This window comes from Acinetobacter gyllenbergii, from assembly GCF_001682515.1.
Classification (GTDB): Bacteria; Pseudomonadota; Gammaproteobacteria; order Pseudomonadales; family Moraxellaceae; genus Acinetobacter; species Acinetobacter gyllenbergii.
The window spans coordinates 808,881-834,505 of sequence record NZ_KV575261.1 but is presented as its reverse complement, the minus strand read 5'-3'; the positions used below and the strand labels follow the sequence as shown (position 1 = coordinate 834,505).

Genomic DNA, 25,625 nt, shown 5'->3' with positions numbered 1-25,625 from the left:
CCTAAGTATTCTCTTGTTGTTGAGTTTGGAGACGTACTTCAGCCACTTTTGCCAGCGCTTCATTTTCATCAATATCATAGATTTTCTTTAACGCGGGATTAGCACGAAAACGCTTGTAGCTCCAGTGATAATGCTCGGGGTAACGTCGAATCAGTTGTTCTAAGGTTTGATGGATAATTAAGGTGCCATCTTCTGCTTTACCCTCATAAATCTGAGGATTGATTGGCTCGACATACATATCAAAACCATCTTGATCATTTCTCATGGCATAAAATAACAAAGCTCGCGCTTTGGTTTTTTGAATCAGTTTGGCACTGAGACTACTGGAGGCAAGCGGAATACCAAAATAATCAACCATATCTCCACCATGATCAGGGGTGTGGTCTGGAAGAATAACGGTAGTACCGCCTTGTTTTAATGCTTTAAAAATCTGTCGAACCCCACTTTCATCTGTAGGAACTAAATGGGCTTGTTCGCGACTACGTGCATCACGGACAAACTGGTCAGCATCTGGATTTTTAACTGGTTTATAGAGGATTGTCATTTGAGTGTATTTTGATAACCATGAGTTCATGACTTCCCATGTACCAAAATGAGGGATGACTAAAACTAAGCCTTTCTTTTCTGCTACAGCTTCATGGAAATAATGTTCGCCATGAATGTCGTGGATTCTTTGAATATTTTTTTCATTTGTTGAGCCCCAAATGCTTAAAAACTCGAAATAAGAGGTCAGTTCGTTTTGTATTGCCTGCTTAGTGAGTTTTTGTCTTTGTTGTTGTTCCATTTCAGGAAAAGCAATTTGTATATTCAAGCTGATAATTTTTGAAAGCTTAGAAAGCGAAAATGTATTGACTAAGGCCGCAACCAAGCGTGCAAAGAACCGCCCTAATCGGAGTGGCTGACGACTAACAAGTCTGATAAGACGATAACTTGAACTGTTTGATTTGGGCTGAGTCATGTATTCAAAATTAGAAAAATTACAAAGGGAAGTATAAAGCAAAAAATAATTATAAGTTAAAACAAGTTATTTAAACAGTTTTACGTAAATCCGCGTATATAATAAACTCACTTTTTAAAATATATTGGATTGGAATCTTATGTCCGATTGGCCACCAAAACCACAAAATGAATCTACAAATAGTAATAATGTGACAGGCAAAGAATGGCAAATTTTAGAAAAAGCTGTTCTTGCTTCTGTGGAAGAGCAACGTCGTAGTCGTCGTTGGGGCATCTTTTTTAAATGTCTAGGCTTTGCGTATTTGCTGATCGTACTGTTGGCAATGACCAAAAGTTGTACCTCGTCATCAGATAAAGCGACCACCAGTATCAGCAGCAATCACTTAGCTGTGGTCGATATCGTGGGAACCATTGATTCATCTGCAGGTCAGTCTACAGTGAATAGTGAAGATACCAATAAAGCGCTGAAACGTGCATTCGATGCCAGCGGCAGTAAAGCCGTTGCATTGAATATCAACTCACCAGGTGGTTCACCAGTACAGTCAGATGAAATCTGGCAAGAAATCCGTTACCTGAAAAAACAGTACCCCGATAAAAAAGTCTATGCTGTCATTGGAGATATGGGAGCATCGGGTGCGTACTATATTGCTTCTGCAGCAGATGAAATCATTGTTAATCCATCGAGCTTAGTCGGTTCGATTGGTGTGATTATGCCAAATTATGGTTTAAGTGGACTAGCACAGAAGCTAGGCATTGAAGACCGTACCCTGACTTCAGGCAGTAATAAAGATATTTTGAGTATGACCAAGCCACTTGATCCTGCACAAAAGCAACACGTGCAATCAGTATTGGATAATGTACATACTCACTTTATTAATGCAGTGAAAGAAGGACGTGGCAAGCGCTTGAAAAGCAATGATCCTGCAGTATTCTCTGGTTTGTTCTGGACCGGTGAGCAGGCGATTGCTTTAGGTGTTGCTGACCGTAGCGGTAGTTTGACCACATTGATGCGTGATCTAAAAGTCGAGCAAAAAGTGGACTACACGGTTCAGCGTAACCCATTAGAGTCAATCTTAGGGCGTATGGGTGCTAAAATTGGTGAGGGGATCAGTAGTTCGCTTGCGGCTCAACTTGAGACTCAGCAGAACGCGAAAATACAATAATATCTATGCTTTGATCAAAGCACTACGTTGATTTTAATGGGGCTGTGTATATCACAGCCTTTTTTATTCGAAAAATAACTGGACAGTTATCCTTTTAATTTGCAATACATCTGTAGAGCAGGATAATTGACCAATCAGTGAAAATAAAAGACAAGCTTATGAAACCTTTGATTCATTTTGCCCATGCCAATGGCGTTCCATCTAAAGTTTATCAAAAGCTGTTTGATCAGTTAAAAGATCAATACGACATTATCTATGTTGCTGAGATTGGAAATGACAAACGTTATCCAATTACCCATGGCTGGACGCATTTGGTTGACCAAATTATTGATAGCATTGTACAGCAAGCACAAGGGCGTACAGTGATTGGTGTAGGGCACTCATTAGGCTCGGTCTTGACACTGATGGCGGCTTATCGCCGCCCAGAGCTATTTTCACAAGTCATTATGCTTGATCCACCTTTAATTATTGGTAAGTCGTCTTTTATTTTTCATCTTGCCAAAATCTTTAAACCTAAATTAGTGGATAAAATCACCCCAGCAGGTTTGTCGGTACGTCGTCGTGATCATTGGGATTCGCGGGAGCAAGCTGCGGAGTTGTTAGGTTCGAGAGGTTTTTATCAGCACTTTGATCCAGATTGCTTCCAAGCCTATATTGCTCATGCTTTGACGGATGATCATCAAAATGGCGGTGTAACACTCACCATTCCTAAGGATGATGAAGTGGCCATGTTTAGAACTACGCCATCCATGTGGTGGTTACCAATGCCGAAACCTTCTGTACCTGTACATTTGGTTGTGGGACAAGACAGTGTTTTCTTAAAAGAAAAGTTCCCTCAAGTGGCGAAAAAGAAATTAGGTATTCCTTTTTCTGTCGTGGATGGTGGACATATGTTCCCCTTGGAACATCCAGTGGAAACGGTTGAGAAAATCAAAAGCTTGGTGGTTTGAGCTAATAAAAAACACATCCGAAGATGTGTTTTTTATTTTTAAAACTGAGCAAATTGAATCGGTCGTTCTAAGGGCTTCTGGTTGAAATAAGCTTGACCATTCCGCCAAGTCAGTTGGCCATTACATAGCCATTCTGCAACTTGAGGATAGATGAAATGCTCAAGTTCATGCACACGTTGTGCTAGGCTTTCTACGGTATCGTGTAAACCGACTTGAATTGCTGATTGTGCAATACTTTGTCCTGCATCGAGCTCCGCCGTGACAAAATGAACTGTACAGCCATGCAAGCGATCTCCAGTATTTAATACACGTTGATGTGTATTCACACCTTTATAAAAAGGCAGCAGAGAAGGGTGGATATTTAACATTTTACCTTGCCATTGACTGACAAAGTTCGGGGTTAAAATCCGCATAAAACCAGCAAGGATTACCAGATCAACTTGCCATGCTAATAATTGTTGATGCATGGCTGCATCGAAGCTTTCGCGATTTGGATAATCTTTATGTGAAATAACAGCGGTCGCAATATTGGCGTTCTCAGCACGCTGCAATGCATATGCATCAACTTTATTTGAGAGGACACCAATGATTTGCCCTGACAGATTTGCATCTATCAGGGCCTGTAAGTTGCTACCGTTGCCTGAGACAAGGACAGCAATTCTCATTATGCAAAGATCACGCGAATTTTTTCGTCTGCGCCTTCAACTGATTCAGCATTTTCTTGGATATAACCAATTTTCCACGCTTTTTCGCCTTGCGCATTTAATACAGCAATAGCTTTGTCAGCTTCGCTTGCATCGACTGCAATCACCATACCTACGCCACAGTTAAAGGTACGATACATTTCAAAGCGTTCTACGTTACCTTCACGTTGTAACAACTGGAATAATTCAGACCATTCCCAGCTTGACTCGTCAATGACAGCTTGTGCGCCATTTGGAAGAACACGCGGTAAGTTACCCGGTAAGCCACCACCAGTAATGTGTGCCATTGCATGCACATCAACTTGTTTGCAAAGTTCGAGTACTGGTTTTACGTAGATACGTGTTGGTTCCATTGCCACATCGGCAAGTGGGCGACCATCAACGATTTGAGTTAAGTCTACATTCTTAACATCTAAAATTTTACGTAGTAATGAGTAACCATTAGAGTGTGCGCCACTTGATGCGACACCAAGAAGTACGTCACCAGACTTCACTTTAGTGCCATCAATAATTTTGCTGTGTTCTACAACACCCACCGCAAAACCAGCAAGATCGTAATCTTCACCTTCATACATGCCCGGCATTTCAGCAGTTTCACCACCGACCAATGCACAACCAGCAAGTTCACAACCTTTACCAATTCCTGTTACGACATCAGCAGCAACATCAACATTTAAATGACCTGTTGCATAGTAGTCGAGGAAGAATAATGGCTCAGCACCACAAACAAGTAAGTCGTTTACACACATTGCAACGAGATCTTGACCAATCGTGTCATGACGGTTGAGGTTGAGTGCTAAACGTAATTTAGTCCCTACACCATCTGTTCCTGATACCAATACAGGCTCTTCATAACCTTTTGGAATTTTGCATAAAGCACCGAAGCCGCCAAGACCGCCCATTACTTCAGGACGAGTGGTACGTTTAGCGACAGATTTGATACGATCGACCAATGCGTCTCCCGCTTCAATGTCGACGCCAGCATCTTTATAGCTTAAACCAGTATTTGGGGTAGAAGTTGAGTTGCTCATAGTGAAGTCTCCGCAGTGGCGGCAGATTATAACCTGAATATACGAAACTCTTATGTTATTTATGCTCGAAAATGCTATCTTTAATTAAATTTTTTTTCCATTTATAACGATTACACGAAAAAAGGCTAGATTTTATGCAAGATCAGGTACTACGTCGTATCTTTATCCTCGCTGGGCTCGCATTATTGCTTTGGGTGCTTTATCTACTGAAGCCCATTGTGATTCCTTTTGTAGGTGCTTTTTTCATTGCCTATTTATTTAGCCCGCTGGTTGATGTTCTTGTAAAAATTAAATTGCCGCGCTGGTTAGCGATCAGTATCGTATTTATCGGGATTGGCGTAACTTTAACCATGGTTTTGTGGTTCTTAGTGCCTTTGATTTGGAAACAGTTAATGTATGCACGGGATAGTATTCCTGCAGGAATTCACTGGATTAATGCAACCTTCTTACCATGGGTGTCGCATACTTTTAATGTCGTGCCAATGGAAATTGACACGGAGCAGATCACTAAAGCTTTAATGGATTATATTCAGACCAATTACAGTGCAGATAGCATTCAAACCATGGCATTAAGAGTTGCTCAATCTGGTTTGAATTTTATCCAAATTGGCGGGGTCGTGATCCTGATTCCAATTATCTCTTTCTACTTTTTACTCGATTGGGAGCGAATGCTGCAAAGCTTTAGACGTTTAATTCCGCGTCCTTATGAAGCTTCAACTTTAACCATCGTTCGTGAATGCCATAGTGTATTAGGTGCTTTTGTAAAAGGCCAATTCCTCGTTATGCTTTTATTGGGTATCGTTTATGCTGTGGGCTTACAACTGATTGGTCTTGAAGTTGGCTTGATTATTGGAATGATTGCTGGTTTGGCCAGTATTATTCCTTATTTGGGTTTTGGTGTCGGCATTATTGCGGCGGTGATTGCAACATTGTTTCAATTTGGATTGGACTGGACGCAGATCCTTCTGGTTGGTGTTGTATTTATGATTGGGCAAATGGTCGAAGGCTATATTCTTCAACCATTCTTATTGGGCGATAAAATTGGTTTATCGCCAGTTGCGGTGGTTTTTGCTGTACTCGCTGGGGCGCAACTCGGTGGATTTTTGGGGATGCTGATTGCTTTACCTGTCGCAGCAGTCATTGTGGTACTGTTAAAACATGCACGTGATAATTATGAAAAAAGTCGACTGTATGGTTTACCAACAGAAGTTGTGTTGGTCGAAGGCGAAACTCAGCATATAAATGTTGAAACAGGTCATGTAGAACTTGATATTCATATTAAAAACTCTCAAGATACAGAGACTTCAAACTCGAATGACTTAAAGTAATTGAGGAACACATTAAACATATGCGTCAACTCCAACTGGATATAGAACCTCAACTCGATGCCCGAATCAGTGATTTTTCGGGGCCGGGTTGGGGACCTGTGGTTGATGCGGTAAGACAATTACATGCAGGCTTAGTAAGTCGATTCTATGTTTATGGTGGGGCGGGCACTGGTAAGAGCCATTTACTGTCTGCAATCTGTGACTCTTATTTGGAATTAGGTCGGCCAGCAATTAAAGTCTCATTATTAGAATTATTAGATGCTCCGATTGAAGCGATTACCTCCTTGGAGTTTTATGATCTAGTCGCGTTAGATGATATTGATGCAATTAGTGGTGTTCCGCACTGGCAAAAAGCCGTTTTTCATTTAATCAATAATCATGAAGGGCAGTTGGTTTTTTCCTCTCGTGTTGCACCTATTGAATTAAAGCTGGAACTACCAGATTTACAATCAAGACTTACCCAAGCCGTTAGTGTCAAAGTGCCAAATGGTAGTTCCTATATTGATCGACAAGCGCTACTACAGTCGGTCATGACCCGACGAGGGATTCATTTTGATCAACAGATTGTTGATTATTTATTAATGAATGGGCCGCATCAGGCATCCATTTTATTGCAAACATTAGCTCAACTTGAAAAAATGTTGAAAGGCGAAAAAACCAAGCTTTCAAATACAACGCTTAAGCAAATTTACGCATTGATTGATGAATATCGCCAATAGCATAAAATTTCTTGAGTAATTTCGAGAGCTATGACAAAGTACGCACAAAGGAATGTGCTTGCAAACTCCTAGTTTGTAAGACGAAGAAAAATGAAAAAAGAAGGAGATCGGTATGCTCAAACGGACGCTTGCCTGCGCTTTATTTGCGATTACAGGACATGCATATTCTGCGGATATTCAAGTGACAACGCTGCTTGATGATGAGAATTATACCGGTTGTTCGTTACGAAATGCTGTAGGGTTTATAAATAACAGAAGTCAAAAAGAATTCGAAAATGGTTATCGTGGATGCGGTAATAAAGATGCTAGCAGTATTATTATTTTACAGCGAGATCAGACCTATCAACTGAATAAAGCATTGGAAATTAAGGCATCAATGTCAATTCGCACCGCAAGTAGTGATGGCTTTAATGACAATAAAAAAGGTTTAAATAATGCGACACTCAAAATGGTGGGTTCGGATCGTCTTTTTGTAATTGACGATAATAATGTGGAAAGCACTTTACTTGAAGTTAAGTTAATTGAATTAAATTTACAAGGCGCCTCTCATAAAGTAAATAATGGTGGCTTGATTCTTAATCGTGAAAGTTTATCAATTGATTACTCAAGACTAACAGGTGGGTCAGCAAATCGAGGTGGGGCGATTTATAACGTTGGTATTCCATCTGGAGATAAAAAAACAGTTGGATATATTAAGGCCAGTTATAGTCTTTTTCAGAACAATAAAGCTGATCAAGGCGCAATTATTTTTAGTGAAATGCCAAGTTATTTAATTACTAGATCTGTACTGCGCGATAATGAGGGTGTGGCGGGCCCAGATGGCGCTTCACTGTATGTTTTGAATGGCTTTAATAATGACACCGTCGGCGGTGCATTAGCTGATGGAGTCTATGGAATTCGAAGCAGTACCATTTTTCATAACAAAGGTGGCTATGTTGCAAATATCCGTGAAGGCATGATTCTCAATAATAATACCATCATCAAAAATGCTGCTGGTTTGTATTTACAATCTTTAAATCGGAAAGTAACAACTAAAGAAAATGGTGAAACCAAAGTTGAGGAATTCCCAAGTGCTTATGTGTCCAACAGTATTCTGATTGCCAATGGCAATAGCAACTGTGGCAGTATTTCGACCGATACGACCATTGTACAAAGTAATTTGACGACAATGGACTGTAACCGAAATCCTGGTGACCGCTTGCCAAACTTTATGTGGAATGCAAATGATCCTGAGCAAGCAGTAATTGCTGGGGGCACAAACGATGAAGGTGTTTGCGCAGCGCCACCAGCAAAAGGTTTACTTTGCCCATATACGATTCCCAAAGACCAAATGTTAGGTTTCTTTAAGCCGCGTTTATTAACATCATATAAACAACTCACGGATTCCCTGATTGTCAACAAAGGGCGACTTTATAGTGATGGGACCAGTTTTAGTCTGGGGAATTGTGAGGCGAAAGATCAACGTGATCAAGATCGTACAGGTTTTGATGAGCTCTGTGACCTTGGTTCCATAGAATTAGTTGTGAATCGTAACAATGTCTCAGTTGAAGGAATGGATATTCGATTCAAGGAGATTGCCAAATTTAATATTTCTAGCAATTTATTAGATGGAGAGTTGTTAGATCCAAATACTTGTGAGCAGCTTTTAGGAAAACGCTCGGATGGGCAAGCTTGGCAATATGGTTGCTTGGACATCGTACAAAATCAAACACCATCTAAGGGTAAGACCACCATTGATCAAGATGGTAACGTGACCTATGTTCCTTATAGTGATTGGCATGGAGCCGATATATTTAAACTGCGTATCATGACGACGATTACACGCTTTAATAATGTAACGAACTATTATATTGAGATTCCTACAAATATTGTGCAAGACCCACCAGATACATTTAAAAGTAAAACCGTAAATGTGGGGAGTTTTGGGTTTGGTGCTATTCTTGCTTTATTCGGCTTAATAGGATTACGTCGTTTTAAATCATAATCAGGGATGTGATGAGATGAAACATTATAAGAAAACAATTTTAGCGACGATGATGTTGGCAACCATGCCATTGTTGGCTGCAACAAATAATGCACCGATCAAAGTCACAACTTTTGCAGATGAGGATGGAGAAAACGCCAATGCCTGTTCATTACGTGAAGCATTAAAAACAGCTGAAACACGCGTTGCTTACGGTGGATGTGCGGTAACAGATATCTCATCTACTAGGCAGAAGCTTATTCAGCTTGAAAAAGGCGTCTATACGCTAAAAAAAGAACTTGATCCAAATGTTAACGTATCAATTTTTGGTGCAAGTCCAGTTGATTGGGAAGGAAAGAATGTTCTTGTCAATGATGCTGTAAATCAATACCCAGCGCAAATTGAGTTGAAAACTACGATTAAAGCGGAAAACTCACGTATTTTTAATACGACACGAGGGGCCAAAAACTTAAGTTTAACCAATCTAATCTTAACTGGAGGTCGAGCTACGGATTTTGGTGGTGCCATCTATGCGGGTGCGGATGTTGTACTGCAAAGCAGCCAAATTTTAGATTCACAAGCCATCAAGGAAGGAGGGGCAATATTTATGGCAGGCCCTTCTTCGACACTGACGATGACCAAGAGTTTGATACAGGGCAATAAAGCTGAAAAAGGCAGTGTATTGTCTATGGGCTGTATGACAGACGCTCGATATATTCAAAATAACTCAGTTTTGACCGCGAATAGTTTTGTCGGAAATGGGTCGCAAAATTCAAGTAGTATGTTTGAGTTCTGTGGTGAGGTTGCTGCAAATATCAGTACCAATACAATTGCAAAAAATATTGTAAATAGCTCTACTGGTAATTTAATCAAATTTACTGGAGATACCAAAGTTGGCACTGATCCCAATAATCGTCCAAGCATTTTAAGTGATAAAAGCAAATTAGAATTAAAAAGCAATACTATTGTCGAAAATACGGCGTTCACTACGCTGCTCTACGATAAGTTGGGTCTTAAAAATTTGCTCTTTAATGTGATCGCCTATAATGGTGATAGTAATAGTTATGCTTGTCGATATTTGTTTGGCAATGTGGCTGATCAGGAAAAAGTTAATTTTGGCCTTAGCTATAATGCGGTGGTACTCAAAGAGACTGATTCAACCATACCTGTTAATAATGTATGTGATGTACCAAAGGAGTCGTTAAAAGATAATAAGACCAATTTGAATGTAAGTAATATTAGTATTACAACACTGTTAAGTCCAATGCAAACGCCTTCTGCTTACACGGCTTTTATGCCGATGTATTATCCAAAGCCGAATGTAACAGAGGTTAAAGTTGATGATAAGACTACCAAGAAAGTAGGTTTATTGGATATTGACGGTATTGGCTGTAGTGATGTTGACCAACGTGGCTTGGCTCGTATTACAGATGGCACATTACATTTTGATCCAACTTCTCGTAATCGTTGTGATATTGGTTCAGTTGAATTAATGCAATTCAAAGCTGGTGATTTACAAGATTTAAGAAATATTTCAATTAGTAATTCCGTACAGGCTTACCAAGATCAATCTGACTTTTTTGATAATTTGGTGAAAAATCCCAATGACCCAGATTTCTTGACGTATTATAAATACAGACTAGCTGATTACCAAAGACTATTAAAGTCTACAAAAGACAATTTGCATTATCGTGCCATTTATATTGACCTCAAAAATTATCAATTGCCTTTACCGCAAGATATAGAAGAGGGCGGTAAGTATAAACTACAATTTTTTGATCCTAATTTATTTGATGTTAAAGCTGAGCCTTTGGGTAAGGGCTTGATTGATGGTGATATCGTTCAGATTGATGAAGATGATAAAAAGAATTTAGTGTGTACTTGGAATAATGATCTGCAGCAAATTATTTTTTATCGACTAGATGATGAAACTACTGCAGATGTAGATAAGGTTTTCTGTAAATATACCATTACTTCTAAATCATCAACACCTGGCCCTGCAGTTAGCTCTTCAGGGTTGCTTAAAGCGTCTTTTACGAATATTGCACCTGTCGCAACGGATACTTCTTTAACTTTTAAATATCAGGCAAAGCAAAAGTTAAGTTTGAATTTACTGAATTTCGCAAACGATGATGGTGATACGGGCAAAGGTGGACCAGGGCCAGAACAGATTCCAAATAAACCTAAGTTCTGGAAGAATAAAGATGGTATAGAACTACCAATTCGATTGAGCGAAATTCCGACTAAAGATCTTACTATTACAGCAGACCGCCAAGGGCCTTGTCCTGAACCAGATCAAAAAGAAACTTGTTATGGTGGGAATATTTATGTACAGGAAGTTAACGCATTTAACCCATTTAACTTTGATTTTAAATATCAGGTTTATGATGCAGATGGCATGAAATCAAATGAAGCGATAGTGAGAACGATTAATACGGCAACAACGACAGATGATACTCGTACGGCAAATGGAGGCGGAGGCGGTGGTAGCTTTAGTTTCTACTCTGTATTTGGATTATTTGGATTATTGGCTTATCGTCGCTTTAGGAAATAAGTTAAACCAATAAAAATAGCGCCTTTAAGGCGCTATTTTTTATTCTAATCATTTAAAAATTAGTGTTCAGCGTATTTGGTGAGATACTCTTCTCTGATATTGATACGTTCTTCGGTACTGGCATTTTGCATACGTTTACGTAATGTATTCCGTTCTTGCATACTCATTTTTTGCCATACATCACGCATTTTTTGCTTTTCTTCTTCAGGTAATTGCGTGAACCACTCCATCCGCTGTTGCAATTGCGAACTCTGATTGGTCGGAATTTCCTTCAGGGTTTGATAACGTTGAATTAAAACGCGTTGCTCTTCAGGGGACAAGTCATCCCAAGCTTCTTCCGTTGTCGGTTTATTTGGTTTAGAGAATACCCAAAAGCGCTCTGAACCTGCAAAACTGGTTTGTAATAAGCCGAGTGTACACACAACAAGTGCTAATTTTTTAGCTGCCATGTGGAACTTTATCCTCACCTAAGACCAATAACATTTCCATATCTTCAACCATTTGTGGTGAAAGTTTTGGATTTACGACAACCTGATTTTGAGGTTGATCTGCTAATTGTAACGAGCTAGGCAGAACCACAATCCCCATAAGGGCGGCAGCAAACGCAAAACCAGTCATTTTCCAAACACTGTAATAAGAGGTTGGTTTCTTTTGCACAGTATCAAGAACATGATTCATCACCATCATTTTGTTGTGATGTTGTTCTTTCGCAAGTTGGTCGAGTCTGGATGTCACATGTTTAGTGAACTCATCTTTTTTCATTTGATGATCCTCCCGTATGCGGGTTTAAATGCTCTAAAGCAATTCTGAGTCCCTGAATTGCGCGGTGGTAATGTGTTTTCACACTGCCTTCACTGCAATCCATAATCTGTGCTGTGGTCATTGTATCGAAACCTTCCCACGCTCTAAGCATAAATGCTTGTTGTTGACGGACGGGTAATTGATTGATCGCCGCTTGAATTTCCTCCATCGTGACTTCTTGATCAAGAAACTCGAATGGGTTAGGGGTTGATTCATCGACAACATCAATAATTTCTTCGTCATCATCTAAACTAATTTTTTTAAATAATGAGAATGGACTGGCGCGGCGAGCTTCTTTGCGTCGCCAGTCTTGGAGTTTATTATTTAATATGGTGTAGAACAGGGGATACCATTCTTCAGTACTTTTATCTGCATATGATTTGTGCAATGAAATGAAAGCTTCTTGCACTAAATCCATTGCAATACCTTGTTGTCCCTGCGTTGCACTTTCCATCATAACCAAGGCACGACCTGTAACGTCTTGCATAAAAAAACGCAGACGTTGTTCAACGGTACTGCGATCAGTACTGTTTTCGGTTCGAGCCTGTTTCGGTGCTAAATCCATAGAGATGGAAAATCCTGTCATGGATACCCACCATTAATTCCAATTCATTAATCATATAACGTTGAAAATGGTGGGCGCGTTGACAACTTAAGCAATTATTTTTAGTAGTGTAATTGATTTTCTCAGTAAAAAAATCGTAATTAAAATAATTTAACGTTTTTACTGACGTTGACGAACCATTTCAAAAAAGCATACTGAGCCTGCAATTGCGACATTAAGTGACTCTTGTCCACCAGGTTGAGGGATCGCCACTGCTTGAGCATGCTCAAGTGCATAGTCACTCGCACCTTGACCTTCGTTGCCTAAAATCCAGACGCATGCTTGAGTTAAATCTTGGCTATATAAGCTGGTTGAGCGGTGTGAACTGGTCACAAAAACTGGAATTTGAAATTTTGGAAGAATATCCGTGAGCTGGAAGTTTTCAAAACATTGAAGACTAAAATGAGCACCCATCCCTGCTCGAAGCACACGTGGAGACCACAGTGCAGCTGAACCTTGTGTACAAATCACCTGTTTGATGTTTGCAGCGGCAGCAGAGCGGAGGAGTGTACCTACATTTCCAGGATCTTGAACATTTTCTAGAATTAAAGTGTCGGCCTTAAAATCAATGGTAGCAGCAGTTTTGGGCAGGTCGACAATCGCTAGACATGGAAGGGTTGTGCCTAATGTGCTTAAATCTTTATACAGGACTTCACTGATAACGAAGATGTGAGCTTGATGGAGTTCAATCACCTCTTGTAAATCTGGATGTTCTAAGGCTTGTTCGGTGGTAAAAAGAGAAAATATTTTTTTCTGCTGTTGCAACCAAGCCAAGCACAGATGTGTACCTTCTAGAACGGTTTGCTGATGTTTTTTTCGGGCACTGTTGAGCTCGATCAGACCACGCAAATGTTTGATTTTTGCATTGTCTTTGGATTCTAGGAAAATAACCGCCATAAGATAAACATCCAAAAGGGCATCATAACTTTATAATGCCCTGATTATAAAAAGTAATTAGTGGTAGCTTGTTACGCGTTCTACTTCGTTTTTAGAGCCAATAATAACAGGAACACGTTGGTGTAGTTCTGTTGGTTGGATATCCATAATACGAACACGACCTGTTGTAGATGCGCCACCTGCTTGTTCAATGAGCATGCTCATTGGGTTTGCTTCATACATCAAACGTAAGCGGCCTGCTTTCTTCGGATCTTTTAAATCGTAAGGGTAAAGGAAAATACCACCACGGCATAGAATACGGTGAATATCACCGACCATACATGCAACCCAACGCATATTAAAATCTTTTTCACGGACTGATGTTTTACCCGCTAAAAGCTCATCAATATAACGTTTCACAGGGTTTTCCCAGTGACGTTGATTTGATGAGTTAATTGCAAACTCTTGTGTATCCGCCGCAACTTGTACTTGTTCAGTGGTTAATAAGAAACTTTGAGTGGTTGGATCGAAAGTAAAGAACACCACACCTGCACCCACAGTAAGCGCTAACATGGTCGAAGGACCATAAAGCACATAACCCGCAGCAACTTGTTCAGTACCTGCTTGCATAAAGTCGGCAGATTGAGTCACAGCATTCTTTGCAGGAAGGATAGAGAAAATCGTACCCACACACATATTAATGTCGATGTTGCTTGAACCATCGAGTGGATCGAATAAAACGAGATATTTACCATTTTCCTGAGCAGGGGTGAAATCATCTAATTCTTCTGAAGCTAGACCGCCGACTTGAGGATGCGCTTTTAATGCATCAATCAGGTAATCATTTGAAATAACATCGAGTTTCTTTTGTGTTTCACCTTGCACATTTTCATTGCCTGCACTACCCAAAATACCTGCTAAAGCACCTTTTTGTAATGCTTGATCAATGGTTTGGCATGTAGCAGCAATGGTTTCGATCACTTGTGCCAACTCTGGAGTCAAATTCCCATTTTGTTGTTCTAGGTATTGGGTCAAATTAAGGTTTGACATATTGAATAGCTCCGATTTAGCCGCGTCAAAAATTGATAAAAAAGAATGAGGGTATTCTAGATGAGATCGTGCAAAAATAAAAATTATCTTACTTTATTTATGTTGCTTTTATGATTACAAGCACGTTATTACATGCTATGTTGCATAGATACTAAACAGGATGTTTGGAGGTTAAATATGACAACCAAGAATTTTGAGGCAACGCCCACGCCGAGCGAACCGATTAGCTTAGATACGATTTCCAAAGAAAATGTGCAGGATGCATGGAAACAGTATGAGGCGAAGCCAGAATACAAAGAGTTTAACAAGCATGATTTGATTGAGTCGATGCAAAACAAGTCTGACCCTCAATCTTCGTCTTGATGAATGATATAAAAATGCTCACATGAAGTGAGCATTTTTATTTAAAGCGGAACCACAGTTATTTTAATAGTGGTGGAACAGCTTCGTAGTTGATTTCTACACGGCGATTTTCTTTCCATGCAGCTTCATCATGACCTGCGTTCACTGGTGATTCTTTACCATAGCTAACTGCTTCAAGTTGCTGTGGGTTTACACCATTGGTAATCAAAAAGCTTTCAACCGCTTTTGCACGGCGTTCGCCAAGTGCCATATTGTATTCACGTGTACCACGCTCATCGGTGTGACCTGTAAGGGCAACACGAGAGTTAGCATTGGCAACTAAGAATTGAGCATGTGCTTGAAGGGTTTGATAGTCTTCATTCGATAAGTCACTGCTGTCATAGTTGAAGTGAACAACGCGCTTAGCCAAGAAGGCTTTATTTGCAGCAGTGACGCCTTTTGAAGATGCGCCCGCCAAGTTTTGCGCGTTTAATGCTGCATCTTCACTTAAACCATCTGTACTGACTGTGGTTGAGCCATTTGGATTGGTACCAGTGGTAATATCAGCAGCAGGTTTACGACTTGCACAACCTGTGAATACAAGCGTAGCAGCAATCAGCGGAAGCGTAAGATATTTAATGTTCATATGATTCTCCAATCGATTAAACTTATTTTGGTGCCCAAGCTGGTTCACGAACTTCACCTTGTTCGCTTGGTAAATTCATGCGGAAACGGCCGTCAGTAGACATAACCGATAATAAACCACGGCTGCCTTCACGCGTTGCATAAACCACCATCTGTCCATTTGGTGAGAAGCTTGGTGATTCGTCTAAACTGGTTGGTGTGAGAATATTGGTGATACCGGTATTGATATCTTGGATTGCAACTTTGTAGTTACTGCCACTTGGGCGGTGGACTAACGCAATCTTTTTACCATCAGCACTTAAGGTTCCACGTGCATTGAATGCACCTTTGAAGGTTAAGCGTTTGACCGAACTGTCATCAAAACTATAGCGATAAATTTGTGGTGAACCGCCACGGTCCGAGGTAAAGATAAATGATTTACCATCGGGTGCATAACGTGCTTCAGTATCAATCGCAGTATCATTGGTCATGCGTTGAACTTGGCGTGTGCTTAAATCCATTTGATAAACTTCAGGGTTGCCATGCATTGAAGCAGTGAACAACATTGATTTACCATCTGGTGAGAAGCTTGGGGCACCATTCAATCCACGGAAGCTGGCTAAAACTTCACGCTGGCCTGTGGCCAAATCTTGTAAATAAATTGCAGGACGTTTGGTTTCAAAAGATACATATGCAATCTTCTTGGCATCTGGTGTCCAGGCAGGAGACAGAATAGGATCTCGTGAGGTCAGGACAGTTTTAGGTTGTTCGCCGTCTGTATCTGCAATCTGTAAGGTATAGCGCTGAGCAGGCGTGGCCTGATTACGAAGTACATAGGCAATACGACCGCTAAAGTCACCTGCAATACCTGTCAATGCCTGATAGATGGTATCACTGATCATGTGGCCTGCTTGGCGAATACGTGAGCTAGGTACAGTCAGCACTTCATTGAGTAAATATTGTTGTTTTTGTACATCATAAAGTTGGTAATGAATTTCAAAAGTGTTGGCATCAACTGCTTTCATTTGCCCAACGACAACATAAGGCACACCTGCATTTTGCCAGTCACCCGCTTGAACCTGATTAAGGCTTGCGGTTGCTGGTAAATTTTGAGATGCGCTGGTAAAACGGCCTGAACGATTTAAATCACGCTCGACAATCGGATAGATTGCGCTGTCATTAGCAAACGGTACAATTGCGATTTTCGGCGCTTGTTCAGGTGCTTTGGCAATTTCAAGCTGTAACTGCGCAAATGTTGCTGTTGGAACAACTGCGCTAATTGCTGCGAAAACTGCTAAGGAGAGTAGGTGTTTACGAGTCTTATCCATAGTTACAATTACTTGCATTCGTATTTTTGTGGCTGTTGATTATTTAACATAGTTACAGGCTTTGTGCTATTAAAAGCCTGTAACGTTAACTATTCATTACTATTTTGCAGTAAAACTTGAAGTAAAGCTTCTAGCTTCACGGCGAGCAACTGGATCATCTGGCATTGGATAGGGTGCAGCAGCCCGAATTGCAGCCTCTACACTGGCTTTAACGTCTGGGTCACTTGCTGTTACCACAACTGATAAAACTGAACCACTATCGCTTAATGTCACGCGTGCGCTGGCACGTTGACCTGAAGAACCTGCTGGCATATTCCACGCACGATAGATTTTTTGTTCAAAATCTCGTTTCGCAGTTGATGCAACGCGTTTTGCATCGGCCTTTTTCTGAGCCGCTTCTTGTTCAGCTTTTTTGGCAGCTGCGGCTTTGGCATCTGCTTCAGCTTCGGCTTTACGTTTGGCATCTGCCTCAGCTTTTGCCTTAGCGTCAGCTTCGGCTTTGCGTTTGGCGTCTGCATCGGCTTTTGCCTTCGCATCTGCATTTGCTTTACGTTTTGCATCAGCATCGGCTTTTGCCTTCGCATCAGATTCCGCTTTACGTTTAGCGTCTGCATCAGCTTTTGCTTTGGCATCTGCATTCGCTTTGCGTTTCGCATCTGCCTCAGCTTTAGCCTTGGCATCAGCTTCGGCTTTACGCTTCGCATCTGCGTTGGCTTTTGCTCTCGCATCGGCCTCAGCTTTACGTTTTGCATCGGCTTCAGCACGTGCCTTTGCATCAGCTTCGGCTTTACGCTTCGCATCTGCGTTGGCTTTTGCTCTCGCGGCGGTCTCAGCTTTACGTTTTGCCTCAGCTTCAGCACGCGCCTTGGCATCGGCCTCAGCTTTGCGTTTAGCATCCTGTTGCGCTTGAAGTTTTGCGTTTTCGGCAGCTTTTTGCTGTCTTAATTTCGCATCTTGCTCCGCTTTTTGGCGCGCCTTAGCTTCAGCCTCTGCTTTGGCATTTTGTTCAGCTCTACGCTTCGTATCTGCTTCAGTCCTCGCTTTTGCCTCTGCTTGGCGTTTCGCTTCAGCGTCCGCACGTTGCTTTTGTGCTTGAGCTTCTGCAAGTTTACGTTGTTCTTCAACTTGCTGTGCACGAGCAGCTTCATCTGCTTTGCGTTTTTGCTCAGCAAGTTTGGCTTGCTGTGCCTGTTCAGTTTTTTGCTTTTCAGCCGCAAGTTGTTGTGCAGTTGGTGGTGGAGGGGTTACAGGAATATTTTCAGGAAGTGTTGTATCCACGACAGGGCTTTGCACTTCTTCTGCCTGATGTTCAGCAGAGACTTGTTGCTCAGGTTGCTGTAAAGACTGGGGTAAATCTTCTGGCTTCACCAAAATAGTGGTCAGTTTTTTAGGTTCTTCAGGGGGTTTACTCAAGCCTAAAAACAGTAAGCCAACAATTGCGATTGCATGGACACCGAGTGTGAAACCCAGTGCAATCGCATTTTGTTTAAAAGGTGGCTCTTGAAATTTTTTCATAGCTTATTTTAACGGCTCTGTCAGTAAGCCAACTTGAGTAAGGCCTGCTTCTTGTAGACTCGCCATCAGTGAAACAACTTCACCATAAGGACGAGATTTATCACCATTGACCAATACAGTCAGTTGTTTATTGTCCTGTTCAGCTTGCGTCTGGGCTTCACTTAAAACAGTTTCAAGTTGTTCAAGCGAAAGGGGATCACTGCCTTTGTACTCTTGATATTGCAAAAAGATATTGCCATCTTTACCAATGGTCACCATGGCTGGCATATCTTTGGATTCAATTGGATGATTGTTTGCTTGAGGTAAATCGACCTTAATACCACTGGTGATCATGGGTGCTGTCACCATGAAAATGACCAACAGCACCAACATGACATCGATATAAGGAACGACGTTCATGTCGCTTTTCAGTGGTTTTTTAATCCGTTCAAAACGTCCAGATCGTTGAATCGCCATTATGCATCTTCCTGTGTCGTTCCAATCGCTTGACGCTGTAAAAGGGCAACCATTTCTTCTGCAAATAATGCACGATCTGAATAAGTTGCTTCACCTTTAGCGGTAAAGTGGTTAAACGCAAGTACAGCAGGAATTGCTGCAAATAAACCAATCGCTGTTGCAATCAGGGCTTCTGCAATACCAGGTGCAACAGTTGCCAAAGTCACTTGGTCAACAGCAGCAAGACCGATAAAGGCATTCATGATGCCCCAAACTGTACCGAACAAGCCGATATAAGGCGCAACTGAACCAATACTGGCAAGCGCACCTAAACCGACTTCTAAGCCGCCTTGATCACGGCTTAAGCCTACACGCAGGATACGTTCAGTTCCCTCGATGGTTTGTGTGGTATCCGCTTTACGTTTTTGTAGCTTAAAAAACTCACCGAGGCCTTGATAGAAAATATCTTCTAGGCCACGGCGTTTAGAGTTTAGTTGAGCATTATTGTAAAGCGTATTTAATTCGGCACCTGACCAGAACATTTTTTGAAAATGCTCATCCTCTTGTTCTGCTTTTTTAAAGCCCATATATAATTTGGCAATTAAATACCAGCTATAAATTGAAGAGAGTAACAGGATCAGCATGACCAGTTGTACAACAGGACTTGCTTGTAAAATTAGGTCAGAAATATGCAGGGAAGATTCTAAGTTAGTTGCCATAAGTTGCTGTGCCGAAAGTTTATTTTAGTCCTGTGCTAATTCTTTTTGAATCAGATCACGAATTTCATCAGGAAGTCTACGTGGCATTAACTCTTTGTTTAAACATGCCAACACAACCTCACCTGAAGCCAGCAAGATTTCACCACGATAAATATTTTGTTGCAACACAAAAGATGCGGCTTTACACGAAATAACACGTGCTGTAACGGTAATTAAATCATCCATTAATATTGGGCGTACATATTTAACAGCAATTTGATGTACTACGAAGTTGTAATCTTTTTGATGCCAATAATGGTCAACACCTGCTGCACGTAACCATTCGGTACGAGCACGCTCCATAAAACGGATATGATTGGCATGGTAAACGATACCGCCTGCATCTGTATCTTCGATATAAACGCGAATGTTGAACTCAAAATGATTTGCCATGATAAAAATCCATTCTTGATACGAGGTGTTGAATAGTGTCGCAGTTTAGCATATTGATTTTTGGGGCAAATGGCACAACAGATCAAGCAAGCTATTCGTTTGAGTTTTTATCTAAGATTAAAGTCTGCGTTGCATAATCTTCTAAATGTTCAGCAAAATAGCCTGCAACAATCAAGGTTTTTAGAGGATCATCTTTTACTTTATTGTATTGAATGTAATCTTTTACATGGTCGTATAGCATACATAAACCTAAAAAACCAACTGCAAAAATGATAAATACCAACCATTCTGGGGCTTGGTTAAATAAGTAAAGTGAAATGCCGAGCATACAGCAACTGATCAATAGAATTGCCAAGTTTTTAAAAGTCAGTATAGGTTTGCGCGGTGGGCGATGTTCCTCGACCATCTGCTTTAGATCGTCTTGAAAGCATAATGAAATAAAGATTGTAGCGTGTGTATGGTCAAAGGCAAGGCTTGTGAGTGACCAGTCCAAATGTGAGGTAGTGTTGAATTGTTCAAGCTGCTCACTAGAAAGGGAAACAGCTTGTTGTGTTGAATCGACAAGTTGACAAGAGAGCGACAATGCAGAATGAGCTTGGAGAAGCGCATCTAAAAATTGTCTTTGTTCTTGGCGATATTCCGAAAACATCACATATCGAGGCAACTCTTCGATAGGCGGTAAATCAGAAATAACGTCTTGATACGATACTTTAATTCTTTCTATAAGTTGTTGTTCATCTAGGGTTTGAGTCATGATTTATCTATATTTATGATTCAGGTGGTGTCATACCAAATTGTAAATATGCCATATTGGTTGCAATACGGCCACGTGCGGTACGCATCACATAACCTTGTTGAATCAAATAGGGCTCAATTACGTCTTCAAGCGTTCCGCTATCTTCCGCCATGGCTGCGGCTAAGGCTTCAACACCAGTTGGTCGACCCTCAAAGCGTTCCAGTAACATACTGAGATAACGCCGATCGAGCGTATCTAAACCTGCTTTATCGACATTGAGCATGTCCAAAGCCCGTTGCGCCATATCCTGAGTCACTTCACCAGTGCCTTTGACTTGGGCATAGTCACGGACACGACGTAATAATCGATTGGCAATACGGGGCGTCCCGCGTGCACGACGGGCAATTTCTGTTGAACCTTCGTGAGTAATCGGCACATCCATTAGGTTCGCTGAACGGGTCACGATATGGGTCAGGTCTTCAACTGAATAGAACTCTAAACGCTGTACAATCCCAAAACGGTCACGTAACGGGGAGGTGAGCAAACCTGCACGTGTTGTGGCTGCGACTAAAGTGAAGGCTGGCAGATCGAGCTTGATTGAACGAGCCGCAGGGCCTTCACCAATCATAATATCCAGTTGGTAATCTTCCATGGCTGGATAGAGAATCTCTTCAATCACGGGTGAAAGACGATGAATCTCGTCAATAAACAGCACATCACCTTCTTCTAGATTGGTGAGCATTGCGGCTAAGTCACCAGCACGTTCCAATACTGGGCCAGAAGTTGATTTTAAATTACCGCCCATTTCTCTTGCGATAATATTCGCCAATGTGGTTTTACCTAAACCTGGTGGACCAAAGATCAAGGTATGATCCAGTGCTTCACCACGACCACGCGCTGCACCAATGAAGATTTCCATTTGCTCACGAACCACGGGCTGACCAATATAGTCAGCCAATGAGGTTGGGCGAATGGCACGATCAAAATGATCTTCAGGCTTTTCTGTTCCGCTAATAAGACGATCTTGCATATATCTATTACTTCATCATGGATTTGAGCGCAGCACGGATAATGTCAGCCGATTCAGTATAGTCTGCTTTGACTGCTGCCACTGCTTTTTGTGCTTCTGCTGGTTTATAACCCAGCGATTGTAAAGCGGCTTCAGCTTCGGCAACTGGTGAATTTGCCATAAATTGAATTTGAGCAACTGCTGCATTCGTGGTACCGCCGGTTGAATGCGCTAATGCTTTGAAACGATCACGTAATTCAATCATTAAGCGTTCTGCAGTTTTCTTGCCCACGCCAGGGACTTTAATCAGCGTATTAATATCATCATGTTCAATCGTGTGAATCAGTAGCTCAACACTTAATGTCGATAAGATGCCCAAAGCCATTTTAGGACCAACGCCATTCACTTTGAGTAGTGTGCGGAAAATGATTTTTTCTTGTGCATCACTAAAACCATAAAGTTGCTGAGCATCTTCACGAACCACTAAGTGCGTCCATAAAGTGACTTTCTGTCCTTTTTGTAATTGGCAAAATGTCGAAAGTGGTGTGTCAATTTCATAGCCAACGCCGTTTACGTTGAGTAATACGGTTGGGGCTTCTAGGGCAAACACTTCGCCAATTAAACATCCGATCATTGAGTCTTTTCACTTATTTGTTAATGGTTGAATAGTAGATGCCATTTGTTCTAAACGCAAAATGGCTTTGAGAATTTCTTTACGATTTCGTGTGGATTTTATCCAAGCAGGTAAACGGGAAAAATAACTACCATTTCCTGTTTGAGAGGTTCGCTCTCGCAACCCAGCTTGAATATATGTTTTTAACTCTTTTAAGTGCTCAATATTATAAACGGAAATCTCCCCATGCCGAGTTGGGGTTTTTAAATATAGTTCTAAGCCATAGATTGTGCGGCCCATATTTTGATCCATAATAAAATTAAGCCCAAATTGGTCAAATTTTGAGATATGTTGGCAAAGGTGGCATCTTGCCTGAATAAATGGTGGTAATGAACCTGCATTAAGCAGCTTTTGCTTTGCGCTTAACCATGCTCCACCACATTTTTGACAACGTTTGTACGTTGTAGCGTAATAATGACCATTATGAAGCTGAGCAGTATCACTTTGGCTTGGATTAATTTGGTAAGCACAATGTAAACAACTCAATAAAAATATACCTTGATACCTATTTTTTTTAGGTGTTTGTGGTTCTTTGTATTTTAAAATACATGGCTGATTGCACTTAGGGCATTTAACCCATTGATCAAGATAAATAAAATTTGATAGATAAACTCCATTATCTACATGCCGCTCCAGCATTAAAAGAACCCTATCTTATTGCCTTGCAACTCTTGAGCCAGACTATAAGCCTGATGATCCGAGAACTTACTAATAATATCGAGAACTTGCATAATATTATTATAGTGGTTGTTTTGCAGATTTACCCCTGAATGTTGCAAAATAGACATTAAGCGTTGCTCTTTAAAGCTTAAGGTTTTATGTGGCATGGTCAGTGGGATAAAGGCATCCAGAATGGTTTGTAGGCTTTGATGGGCAATAATCTCCAAACCTGATTTTTGAGGATGCTCAAAAATACGGTCTCTTGCAAGATTCTTTGCAGTTTGAATTCCTGCTTCAATATCGGGTGAGCAATATTGTAATAGGCTACCTTTAAGTTGGCCGGTTAAAATTTCATAATGATGTTTGGCGAAAGCGGTGGTGACTTCATCGACTAAGCGCTTCATGACACGACCGCGTAAAGCTGCAATCTTTTGCTGCCAAGTGGTATGCGGTAAATGTAATTCTTCTGGATAACCATAATCAGCAATCAGATTCAGAAAAATCGGCTCAACTTCAGCATAGTTCAACATATTGAGAATGATGCCATCTTCTAAATCAATCAGCGCATAACAAATATCATCAGCCGCTTCTAATAAATAGGTCAGCGGATGACGACAATAATGGTATTCACCAAGCTGAATGAGACCGAGCTGTTCTGCCAACTGTCTTAAAATTTCTTTTTCAGATTGATAACAGCCAAATTTTGCCCGTTGATGTGAAGGCGTATCACCTTGTTCTTCAATTGTTTTTGAGAGCCATGGATATTTTAAATAAGCACCCAATGTGGCACAGGTCAGTCGCATACCACCATCATCAGGGTGGTAATCAATACGACTTAAAAGGCGAAGTCCTTGAGCATTGCCTTCGAATTGGCGTACATCTGCTGCCTCTTCTGGAGTGAGCCTAGCCAGAAAGTCGCGATGTGAAGCATCATCAAACCATTCCCGAATGGCATATTCACCTGCATGGCCAAAAGGAGGGTTTCCAATATCATGTGCTAAGCAGGCTGCTTGAATAATCGCACCAACATCCGCAGGTGAAATCCACATCGGTAATTCATCTTTGATTTTTTCTGCGGCGAGCATGCCGAGTGAACGACCGATACAAGAAACTTCAAGCGAGTGTGTTAGACGGGTGTGAATCCCATCATGTTGAGTCAGTGGGTGAACCTGTGTTTTTCTATTTAGCTGACGAAAACTTTGAGAAAATATAATTCTGTCATAATCTTTGTGGAATGGGCTTCGAGCCAATTCAGTACTACTTTTTTTACTACCTAAACGAATTGCAGAAAGCAATTCTACCCAACGCATTTGTTCCATTCATCATTATTCACTATGAGTTCAGGATCATCATGCCAAAAAAAAGATTAAAGCACTAGAGTAGGGCGACATGGTTTGGCGTTTAAAATATTTTGAGTTCGCGTTAGGATTGCTGTGTTGCAAGTATATGTCTTGGAGTGAAAATAGTAAATTTTGTTAATAAGGTTAATCAGTTTGGCATTCCACCGTACAACGGTGGAACGAGGTAATTTAGATCTTTCTGAACGTATTGTTAGGTATGGGAAAGTATTACCATGAGTGAATATTTTAAGACGTACACAGAATCGCACGATGGAATAGAAGGAACGTTCTATTGTGAAGTGGAAAAAGGGTTGATAATCCGTCATATTAGCGTTTTTGAAGGTATTTTTTATTGGGCAACTCCTAAGGAATATTTTCATGAACGATATGATTTTACAGATCAACCAGAGTTTGGAGAGCCTGATGAGAGTACAATTTCTATATCAAAAGTTGAGTTTGATAAGATATGGAATCATGCATTAAGGCAGAATTTAATTTGAATATCATCAATGGTGATCTTATTGATCTAACAAAAAATGGAAATTTTGATGTAATTATTCATGGATGTAATTGCTTTTGTACAATGGGTGCGGGAATAGCAAAAGTAATTAAACAAGAATTTCCTGAAGCTTATTTGGCAGATATACAGACTGAGGTTGGTAGCAGGGAAAAATTGGGCTCTTATAGTCTTGCATCGATTACAAGAAATGATATTAACTTTATTATTGTTAATGCATATACACAATATAATTGGAGGGGGAAAGGCGTGAAAGCGGACTACCTTGCTATTAGATCTGTTTTTTCAAAAATTAAACAGGATTTCTGTTCTTGTAAGATAGCTTATCCTATGCTTGGTGCTGGTCTTGCTGGAGGAGATTGGAATGAAATATCAAGAATTATTGATAGTGAGTTACAAGGTTTGAATCATACCCTTGTTAAATTACTATAATAGTATTGTCTCCATCCGCCGTTGTACAGTGGAATATCAAACTGGTTTGTTCATGAATGTCTCGTTCCACTGTAAATGAATTGTTACGAATAAAGTAAAATGGATAAAGCTACAAGAAATTAAGCCATTTGCAGTAGAAAACTCTGATTTTTAAGATGGATAT

The 25,625-nt window shown here is 40.7% G+C and carries 28 protein-coding genes; 9 read left to right on the top strand and 19 right to left on the bottom strand.

Annotated features, from left to right (window positions below):
- Position 1: 1 nt before the first annotated feature.
- Positions 2-958 (bottom strand): lysophospholipid acyltransferase family protein, encoded by a 957-nt coding sequence (locus NG55_RS04175; protein WP_065342408.1) that lies wholly within the window; start codon positions 956-958, stop codon positions 2-4.
- A 139-nt stretch (positions 959-1,097) separates the two neighbouring features.
- Between NG55_RS04175 and sppA the strand changes: the two genes are divergently transcribed.
- Both sppA and NG55_RS04165 read left to right on the top strand, forming a co-directional pair.
- Positions 1,098-2,120 carry a signal peptide peptidase SppA gene (gene sppA, locus NG55_RS04170; protein ID WP_065342407.1) on the top strand — a complete coding sequence of 341 codons (1,023 nt, stop codon included), beginning with the start codon at positions 1,098-1,100 and terminating at the stop codon, positions 2,118-2,120.
- Between the two features lie 158 nt (positions 2,121-2,278).
- Entirely contained in the window at positions 2,279-3,070 is a 792-nt protein-coding gene (locus tag NG55_RS04165; RefSeq protein WP_016660277.1) for an alpha/beta fold hydrolase, read from the top strand.
- A 38-nt stretch (positions 3,071-3,108) separates the two neighbouring features.
- On the opposite strand, the gene purN is transcribed toward NG55_RS04165, so the two are convergent.
- Complete coding sequence (gene purN, locus NG55_RS04160) at positions 3,109-3,738, bottom strand: phosphoribosylglycinamide formyltransferase (protein WP_171257936.1); 630 nt, start codon at positions 3,736-3,738, stop codon at positions 3,109-3,111.
- Positions 3,735-4,805, bottom strand: a complete 1,071-nt coding sequence (purM, locus tag NG55_RS04155; RefSeq protein WP_016540868.1) for a phosphoribosylformylglycinamidine cyclo-ligase — start codon at positions 4,803-4,805, stop codon at positions 3,735-3,737. Before purM ends, purN begins: the two co-directional genes overlap by 4 nt.
- A gap of 134 nt (positions 4,806-4,939) precedes the next feature.
- Between purM and cxpE the strand changes: the two genes are divergently transcribed.
- The 4 genes from cxpE (at position 4,940) to NG55_RS04135 (ending at position 11,369) form a co-directional block, all read left to right on the top strand.
- The gene (gene cxpE, locus NG55_RS04150) at positions 4,940-6,133 is read left to right on the top strand and encodes a chloramphenicol efflux transporter CxpE (protein WP_016540869.1); all 1,194 of its coding nucleotides are present in this window, start codon (positions 4,940-4,942) and stop codon (positions 6,131-6,133) included.
- A 20-nt stretch (positions 6,134-6,153) separates the two neighbouring features.
- Positions 6,154-6,852 carry a DnaA regulatory inactivator Hda gene (locus NG55_RS04145; protein WP_016540870.1) on the top strand — a complete coding sequence of 233 codons (699 nt, stop codon included), beginning with the start codon at positions 6,154-6,156 and terminating at the stop codon, positions 6,850-6,852.
- 112 nt (positions 6,853-6,964) lie between these two features.
- Complete coding sequence (gene rbtA / locus NG55_RS04140; protein ID WP_065342405.1) at positions 6,965-8,836, top strand: rhombotarget A; 1,872 nt, start codon at positions 6,965-6,967, stop codon at positions 8,834-8,836.
- Between the two features lie 16 nt (positions 8,837-8,852).
- On the top strand, positions 8,853-11,369 hold the full coding sequence (locus NG55_RS04135; protein WP_065342404.1) for a CSLREA domain-containing protein: 2,517 nt from the start codon (positions 8,853-8,855) through the stop codon (positions 11,367-11,369).
- A 59-nt stretch (positions 11,370-11,428) separates the two neighbouring features.
- On the opposite strand, the gene NG55_RS04130 is transcribed toward NG55_RS04135, so the two are convergent.
- The 5 genes from NG55_RS04130 to NG55_RS04110 all read right to left on the bottom strand — a co-directional run bounded on the left by NG55_RS04130 (position 11,429) and on the right by NG55_RS04110 (position 14,700).
- Positions 11,429-11,818, bottom strand: a complete 390-nt coding sequence (locus tag NG55_RS04130; protein WP_016540873.1) for a DUF3106 domain-containing protein — start codon at positions 11,816-11,818, stop codon at positions 11,429-11,431.
- Positions 11,808-12,131 (bottom strand): hypothetical protein, encoded by a 324-nt coding sequence (locus NG55_RS04125; protein WP_004654617.1) that lies wholly within the window; start codon positions 12,129-12,131, stop codon positions 11,808-11,810. Before NG55_RS04125 ends, NG55_RS04130 begins: the two co-directional genes overlap by 11 nt.
- The gene (locus tag NG55_RS04120) at positions 12,118-12,735 is read right to left on the bottom strand and encodes an RNA polymerase sigma factor (RefSeq protein WP_065342403.1); all 618 of its coding nucleotides are present in this window, start codon (positions 12,733-12,735) and stop codon (positions 12,118-12,120) included. The genes NG55_RS04125 and NG55_RS04120 overlap by 14 nt, the downstream gene beginning before the upstream one ends.
- Before the next feature lie 159 nt (positions 12,736-12,894).
- The gene (locus tag NG55_RS04115) at positions 12,895-13,671 is read right to left on the bottom strand and encodes a TrmH family RNA methyltransferase (RefSeq protein ID WP_004805656.1); all 777 of its coding nucleotides are present in this window, start codon (positions 13,669-13,671) and stop codon (positions 12,895-12,897) included.
- A 57-nt stretch (positions 13,672-13,728) separates the two neighbouring features.
- Entirely contained in the window at positions 13,729-14,700 is a 972-nt protein-coding gene (locus tag NG55_RS04110; RefSeq protein ID WP_065342402.1) for a class 1 fructose-bisphosphatase, read from the bottom strand.
- 177 nt (positions 14,701-14,877) lie between these two features.
- On the opposite strand from NG55_RS04110, the gene NG55_RS04105 reads away from it, so the two are divergent.
- The gene (locus NG55_RS04105) at positions 14,878-15,063 is read left to right on the top strand and encodes an NF038105 family protein (protein ID WP_016540876.1); all 186 of its coding nucleotides are present in this window, start codon (positions 14,878-14,880) and stop codon (positions 15,061-15,063) included.
- 58 nt (positions 15,064-15,121) lie between these two features.
- Here the strand turns inward: NG55_RS04105 and pal are convergent, their stop codons facing one another.
- The 11 genes from pal to NG55_RS04050 form a co-directional block, all read right to left on the bottom strand.
- Positions 15,122-15,688, bottom strand: a complete 567-nt coding sequence (gene pal, locus NG55_RS04100) for a peptidoglycan-associated lipoprotein Pal (protein ID WP_016540877.1) — start codon at positions 15,686-15,688, stop codon at positions 15,122-15,124.
- Between the two features lie 22 nt (positions 15,689-15,710).
- On the bottom strand, positions 15,711-16,994 hold the full coding sequence (tolB, locus tag NG55_RS04095; RefSeq protein WP_016540878.1) for a Tol-Pal system beta propeller repeat protein TolB: 1,284 nt from the start codon (positions 16,992-16,994) through the stop codon (positions 15,711-15,713).
- Positions 16,995-17,093: 99 nt separating this feature from the next.
- Positions 17,094-18,509, bottom strand: a complete 1,416-nt coding sequence (gene tolA / locus NG55_RS04090; RefSeq protein ID WP_065342401.1) for a cell envelope integrity protein TolA — start codon at positions 18,507-18,509, stop codon at positions 17,094-17,096.
- 3 nt (positions 18,510-18,512) lie between these two features.
- The gene (gene tolR, locus NG55_RS04085) at positions 18,513-18,965 is read right to left on the bottom strand and encodes a protein TolR (RefSeq protein WP_016540880.1); all 453 of its coding nucleotides are present in this window, start codon (positions 18,963-18,965) and stop codon (positions 18,513-18,515) included.
- A complete protein-coding gene (gene tolQ, locus NG55_RS04080; RefSeq protein WP_016540881.1) occupies positions 18,965-19,663 on the bottom strand; it encodes a protein TolQ in 699 nt (232 codons plus the stop codon). The genes tolR and tolQ overlap by 1 nt, the downstream gene beginning before the upstream one ends.
- A gap of 24 nt (positions 19,664-19,687) precedes the next feature.
- Positions 19,688-20,095: a tol-pal system-associated acyl-CoA thioesterase gene (ybgC, locus tag NG55_RS04075; protein WP_004654599.1), complete on the bottom strand. Its 408-nt coding sequence runs from the start codon at positions 20,093-20,095 to the stop codon at positions 19,688-19,690.
- 91 nt (positions 20,096-20,186) lie between these two features.
- Positions 20,187-20,849, bottom strand: a complete 663-nt coding sequence (locus NG55_RS04070; protein WP_065342400.1) for a hypothetical protein — start codon at positions 20,847-20,849, stop codon at positions 20,187-20,189.
- Positions 20,850-20,862: 13 nt separating this feature from the next.
- Complete coding sequence (gene ruvB, locus NG55_RS04065) at positions 20,863-21,861, bottom strand: Holliday junction branch migration DNA helicase RuvB (RefSeq protein ID WP_008941766.1); 999 nt, start codon at positions 21,859-21,861, stop codon at positions 20,863-20,865.
- Between the two features lie 7 nt (positions 21,862-21,868).
- On the bottom strand, positions 21,869-22,474 hold the full coding sequence (ruvA, locus tag NG55_RS04060) for a Holliday junction branch migration protein RuvA (RefSeq protein ID WP_065342399.1): 606 nt from the start codon (positions 22,472-22,474) through the stop codon (positions 21,869-21,871).
- A gap of 9 nt (positions 22,475-22,483) precedes the next feature.
- Positions 22,484-23,152, bottom strand: coding sequence for a hypothetical protein (locus NG55_RS04055; protein WP_065342398.1), 669 nt, complete (start codon positions 23,150-23,152; stop codon positions 22,484-22,486).
- Positions 23,152-24,492 carry a deoxyguanosinetriphosphate triphosphohydrolase gene (locus NG55_RS04050; RefSeq protein ID WP_065342397.1) on the bottom strand — a complete coding sequence of 447 codons (1,341 nt, stop codon included), beginning with the start codon at positions 24,490-24,492 and terminating at the stop codon, positions 23,152-23,154. The genes NG55_RS04055 and NG55_RS04050 overlap by 1 nt, the downstream gene beginning before the upstream one ends.
- A gap of 254 nt (positions 24,493-24,746) precedes the next feature.
- Between NG55_RS04050 and NG55_RS04045 the strand changes: the two genes are divergently transcribed.
- Together NG55_RS04045 and NG55_RS04040 are read left to right on the top strand one after the other, a co-directional pair.
- Entirely contained in the window at positions 24,747-25,013 is a 267-nt protein-coding gene (locus NG55_RS04045) for a hypothetical protein (RefSeq protein ID WP_065342396.1), read from the top strand.
- On the top strand, positions 25,010-25,462 hold the full coding sequence (locus tag NG55_RS04040; RefSeq protein ID WP_065342705.1) for a macro domain-containing protein: 453 nt from the start codon (positions 25,010-25,012) through the stop codon (positions 25,460-25,462). Before NG55_RS04045 ends, NG55_RS04040 begins: the two co-directional genes overlap by 4 nt.
- Positions 25,463-25,625: the final 163 nt, after the last annotated feature.

What these genes read in the sequence shown, in the direction of transcription:
- NG55_RS04175 (WP_065342408.1), bottom strand. Translation starts at nt 958, where the DNA reads ATGACTCAGCCCAAATCAAACAGTTCAAGTTATCGTCTTATCAGACTT.
- sppA (WP_065342407.1), top strand. Translation starts at nt 1,098, where the DNA reads ATGTCCGATTGGCCACCAAAACCACAAAATGAATCTACAAATAGTAAT.
- NG55_RS04165 (WP_016660277.1), top strand. Translation starts at nt 2,279, where the DNA reads ATGAAACCTTTGATTCATTTTGCCCATGCCAATGGCGTTCCATCTAAA.
- purM (WP_016540868.1), bottom strand. Translation starts at nt 4,805, where the DNA reads ATGAGCAACTCAACTTCTACCCCAAATACTGGTTTAAGCTATAAAGAT.
- cxpE (WP_016540869.1), top strand. Translation starts at nt 4,940, where the DNA reads ATGCAAGATCAGGTACTACGTCGTATCTTTATCCTCGCTGGGCTCGCA.
- NG55_RS04145 (WP_016540870.1), top strand. Translation starts at nt 6,154, where the DNA reads ATGCGTCAACTCCAACTGGATATAGAACCTCAACTCGATGCCCGAATC.
- rbtA (WP_065342405.1), top strand. Translation starts at nt 6,965, where the DNA reads ATGCTCAAACGGACGCTTGCCTGCGCTTTATTTGCGATTACAGGACAT.
- NG55_RS04135 (WP_065342404.1), top strand. Translation starts at nt 8,853, where the DNA reads ATGAAACATTATAAGAAAACAATTTTAGCGACGATGATGTTGGCAACC.
- NG55_RS04130 (WP_016540873.1), bottom strand. Translation starts at nt 11,818, where the DNA reads ATGGCAGCTAAAAAATTAGCACTTGTTGTGTGTACACTCGGCTTATTA.
- NG55_RS04125 (WP_004654617.1), bottom strand. Translation starts at nt 12,131, where the DNA reads ATGAAAAAAGATGAGTTCACTAAACATGTGACATCCAGACTCGACCAA.
- NG55_RS04120 (WP_065342403.1), bottom strand. Translation starts at nt 12,735, where the DNA reads ATGGATTTAGCACCGAAACAGGCTCGAACCGAAAACAGTACTGATCGC.
- NG55_RS04115 (WP_004805656.1), bottom strand. Translation starts at nt 13,671, where the DNA reads ATGGCGGTTATTTTCCTAGAATCCAAAGACAATGCAAAAATCAAACAT.
- NG55_RS04110 (WP_065342402.1), bottom strand. Translation starts at nt 14,700, where the DNA reads ATGTCAAACCTTAATTTGACCCAATACCTAGAACAACAAAATGGGAAT.
- NG55_RS04105 (WP_016540876.1), top strand. Translation starts at nt 14,878, where the DNA reads ATGACAACCAAGAATTTTGAGGCAACGCCCACGCCGAGCGAACCGATT.
- pal (WP_016540877.1), bottom strand. Translation starts at nt 15,688, where the DNA reads ATGAACATTAAATATCTTACGCTTCCGCTGATTGCTGCTACGCTTGTA.
- tolB (WP_016540878.1), bottom strand. Translation starts at nt 16,994, where the DNA reads ATGGATAAGACTCGTAAACACCTACTCTCCTTAGCAGTTTTCGCAGCA.
- tolA (WP_065342401.1), bottom strand. Translation starts at nt 18,509, where the DNA reads ATGAAAAAATTTCAAGAGCCACCTTTTAAACAAAATGCGATTGCACTG.
- tolR (WP_016540880.1), bottom strand. Translation starts at nt 18,965, where the DNA reads ATGGCGATTCAACGATCTGGACGTTTTGAACGGATTAAAAAACCACTG.
- tolQ (WP_016540881.1), bottom strand. Translation starts at nt 19,663, where the DNA reads ATGGCAACTAACTTAGAATCTTCCCTGCATATTTCTGACCTAATTTTA.
- ybgC (WP_004654599.1), bottom strand. Translation starts at nt 20,095, where the DNA reads ATGGCAAATCATTTTGAGTTCAACATTCGCGTTTATATCGAAGATACA.
- NG55_RS04070 (WP_065342400.1), bottom strand. Translation starts at nt 20,849, where the DNA reads ATGACTCAAACCCTAGATGAACAACAACTTATAGAAAGAATTAAAGTA.
- ruvB (WP_008941766.1), bottom strand. Translation starts at nt 21,861, where the DNA reads ATGCAAGATCGTCTTATTAGCGGAACAGAAAAGCCTGAAGATCATTTT.
- ruvA (WP_065342399.1), bottom strand. Translation starts at nt 22,474, where the DNA reads ATGATCGGATGTTTAATTGGCGAAGTGTTTGCCCTAGAAGCCCCAACC.
- NG55_RS04055 (WP_065342398.1), bottom strand. Translation starts at nt 23,152, where the DNA reads ATGCTGGAGCGGCATGTAGATAATGGAGTTTATCTATCAAATTTTATT.
- NG55_RS04050 (WP_065342397.1), bottom strand. Translation starts at nt 24,492, where the DNA reads ATGGAACAAATGCGTTGGGTAGAATTGCTTTCTGCAATTCGTTTAGGT.
- NG55_RS04045 (WP_065342396.1), top strand. Translation starts at nt 24,747, where the DNA reads ATGAGTGAATATTTTAAGACGTACACAGAATCGCACGATGGAATAGAA.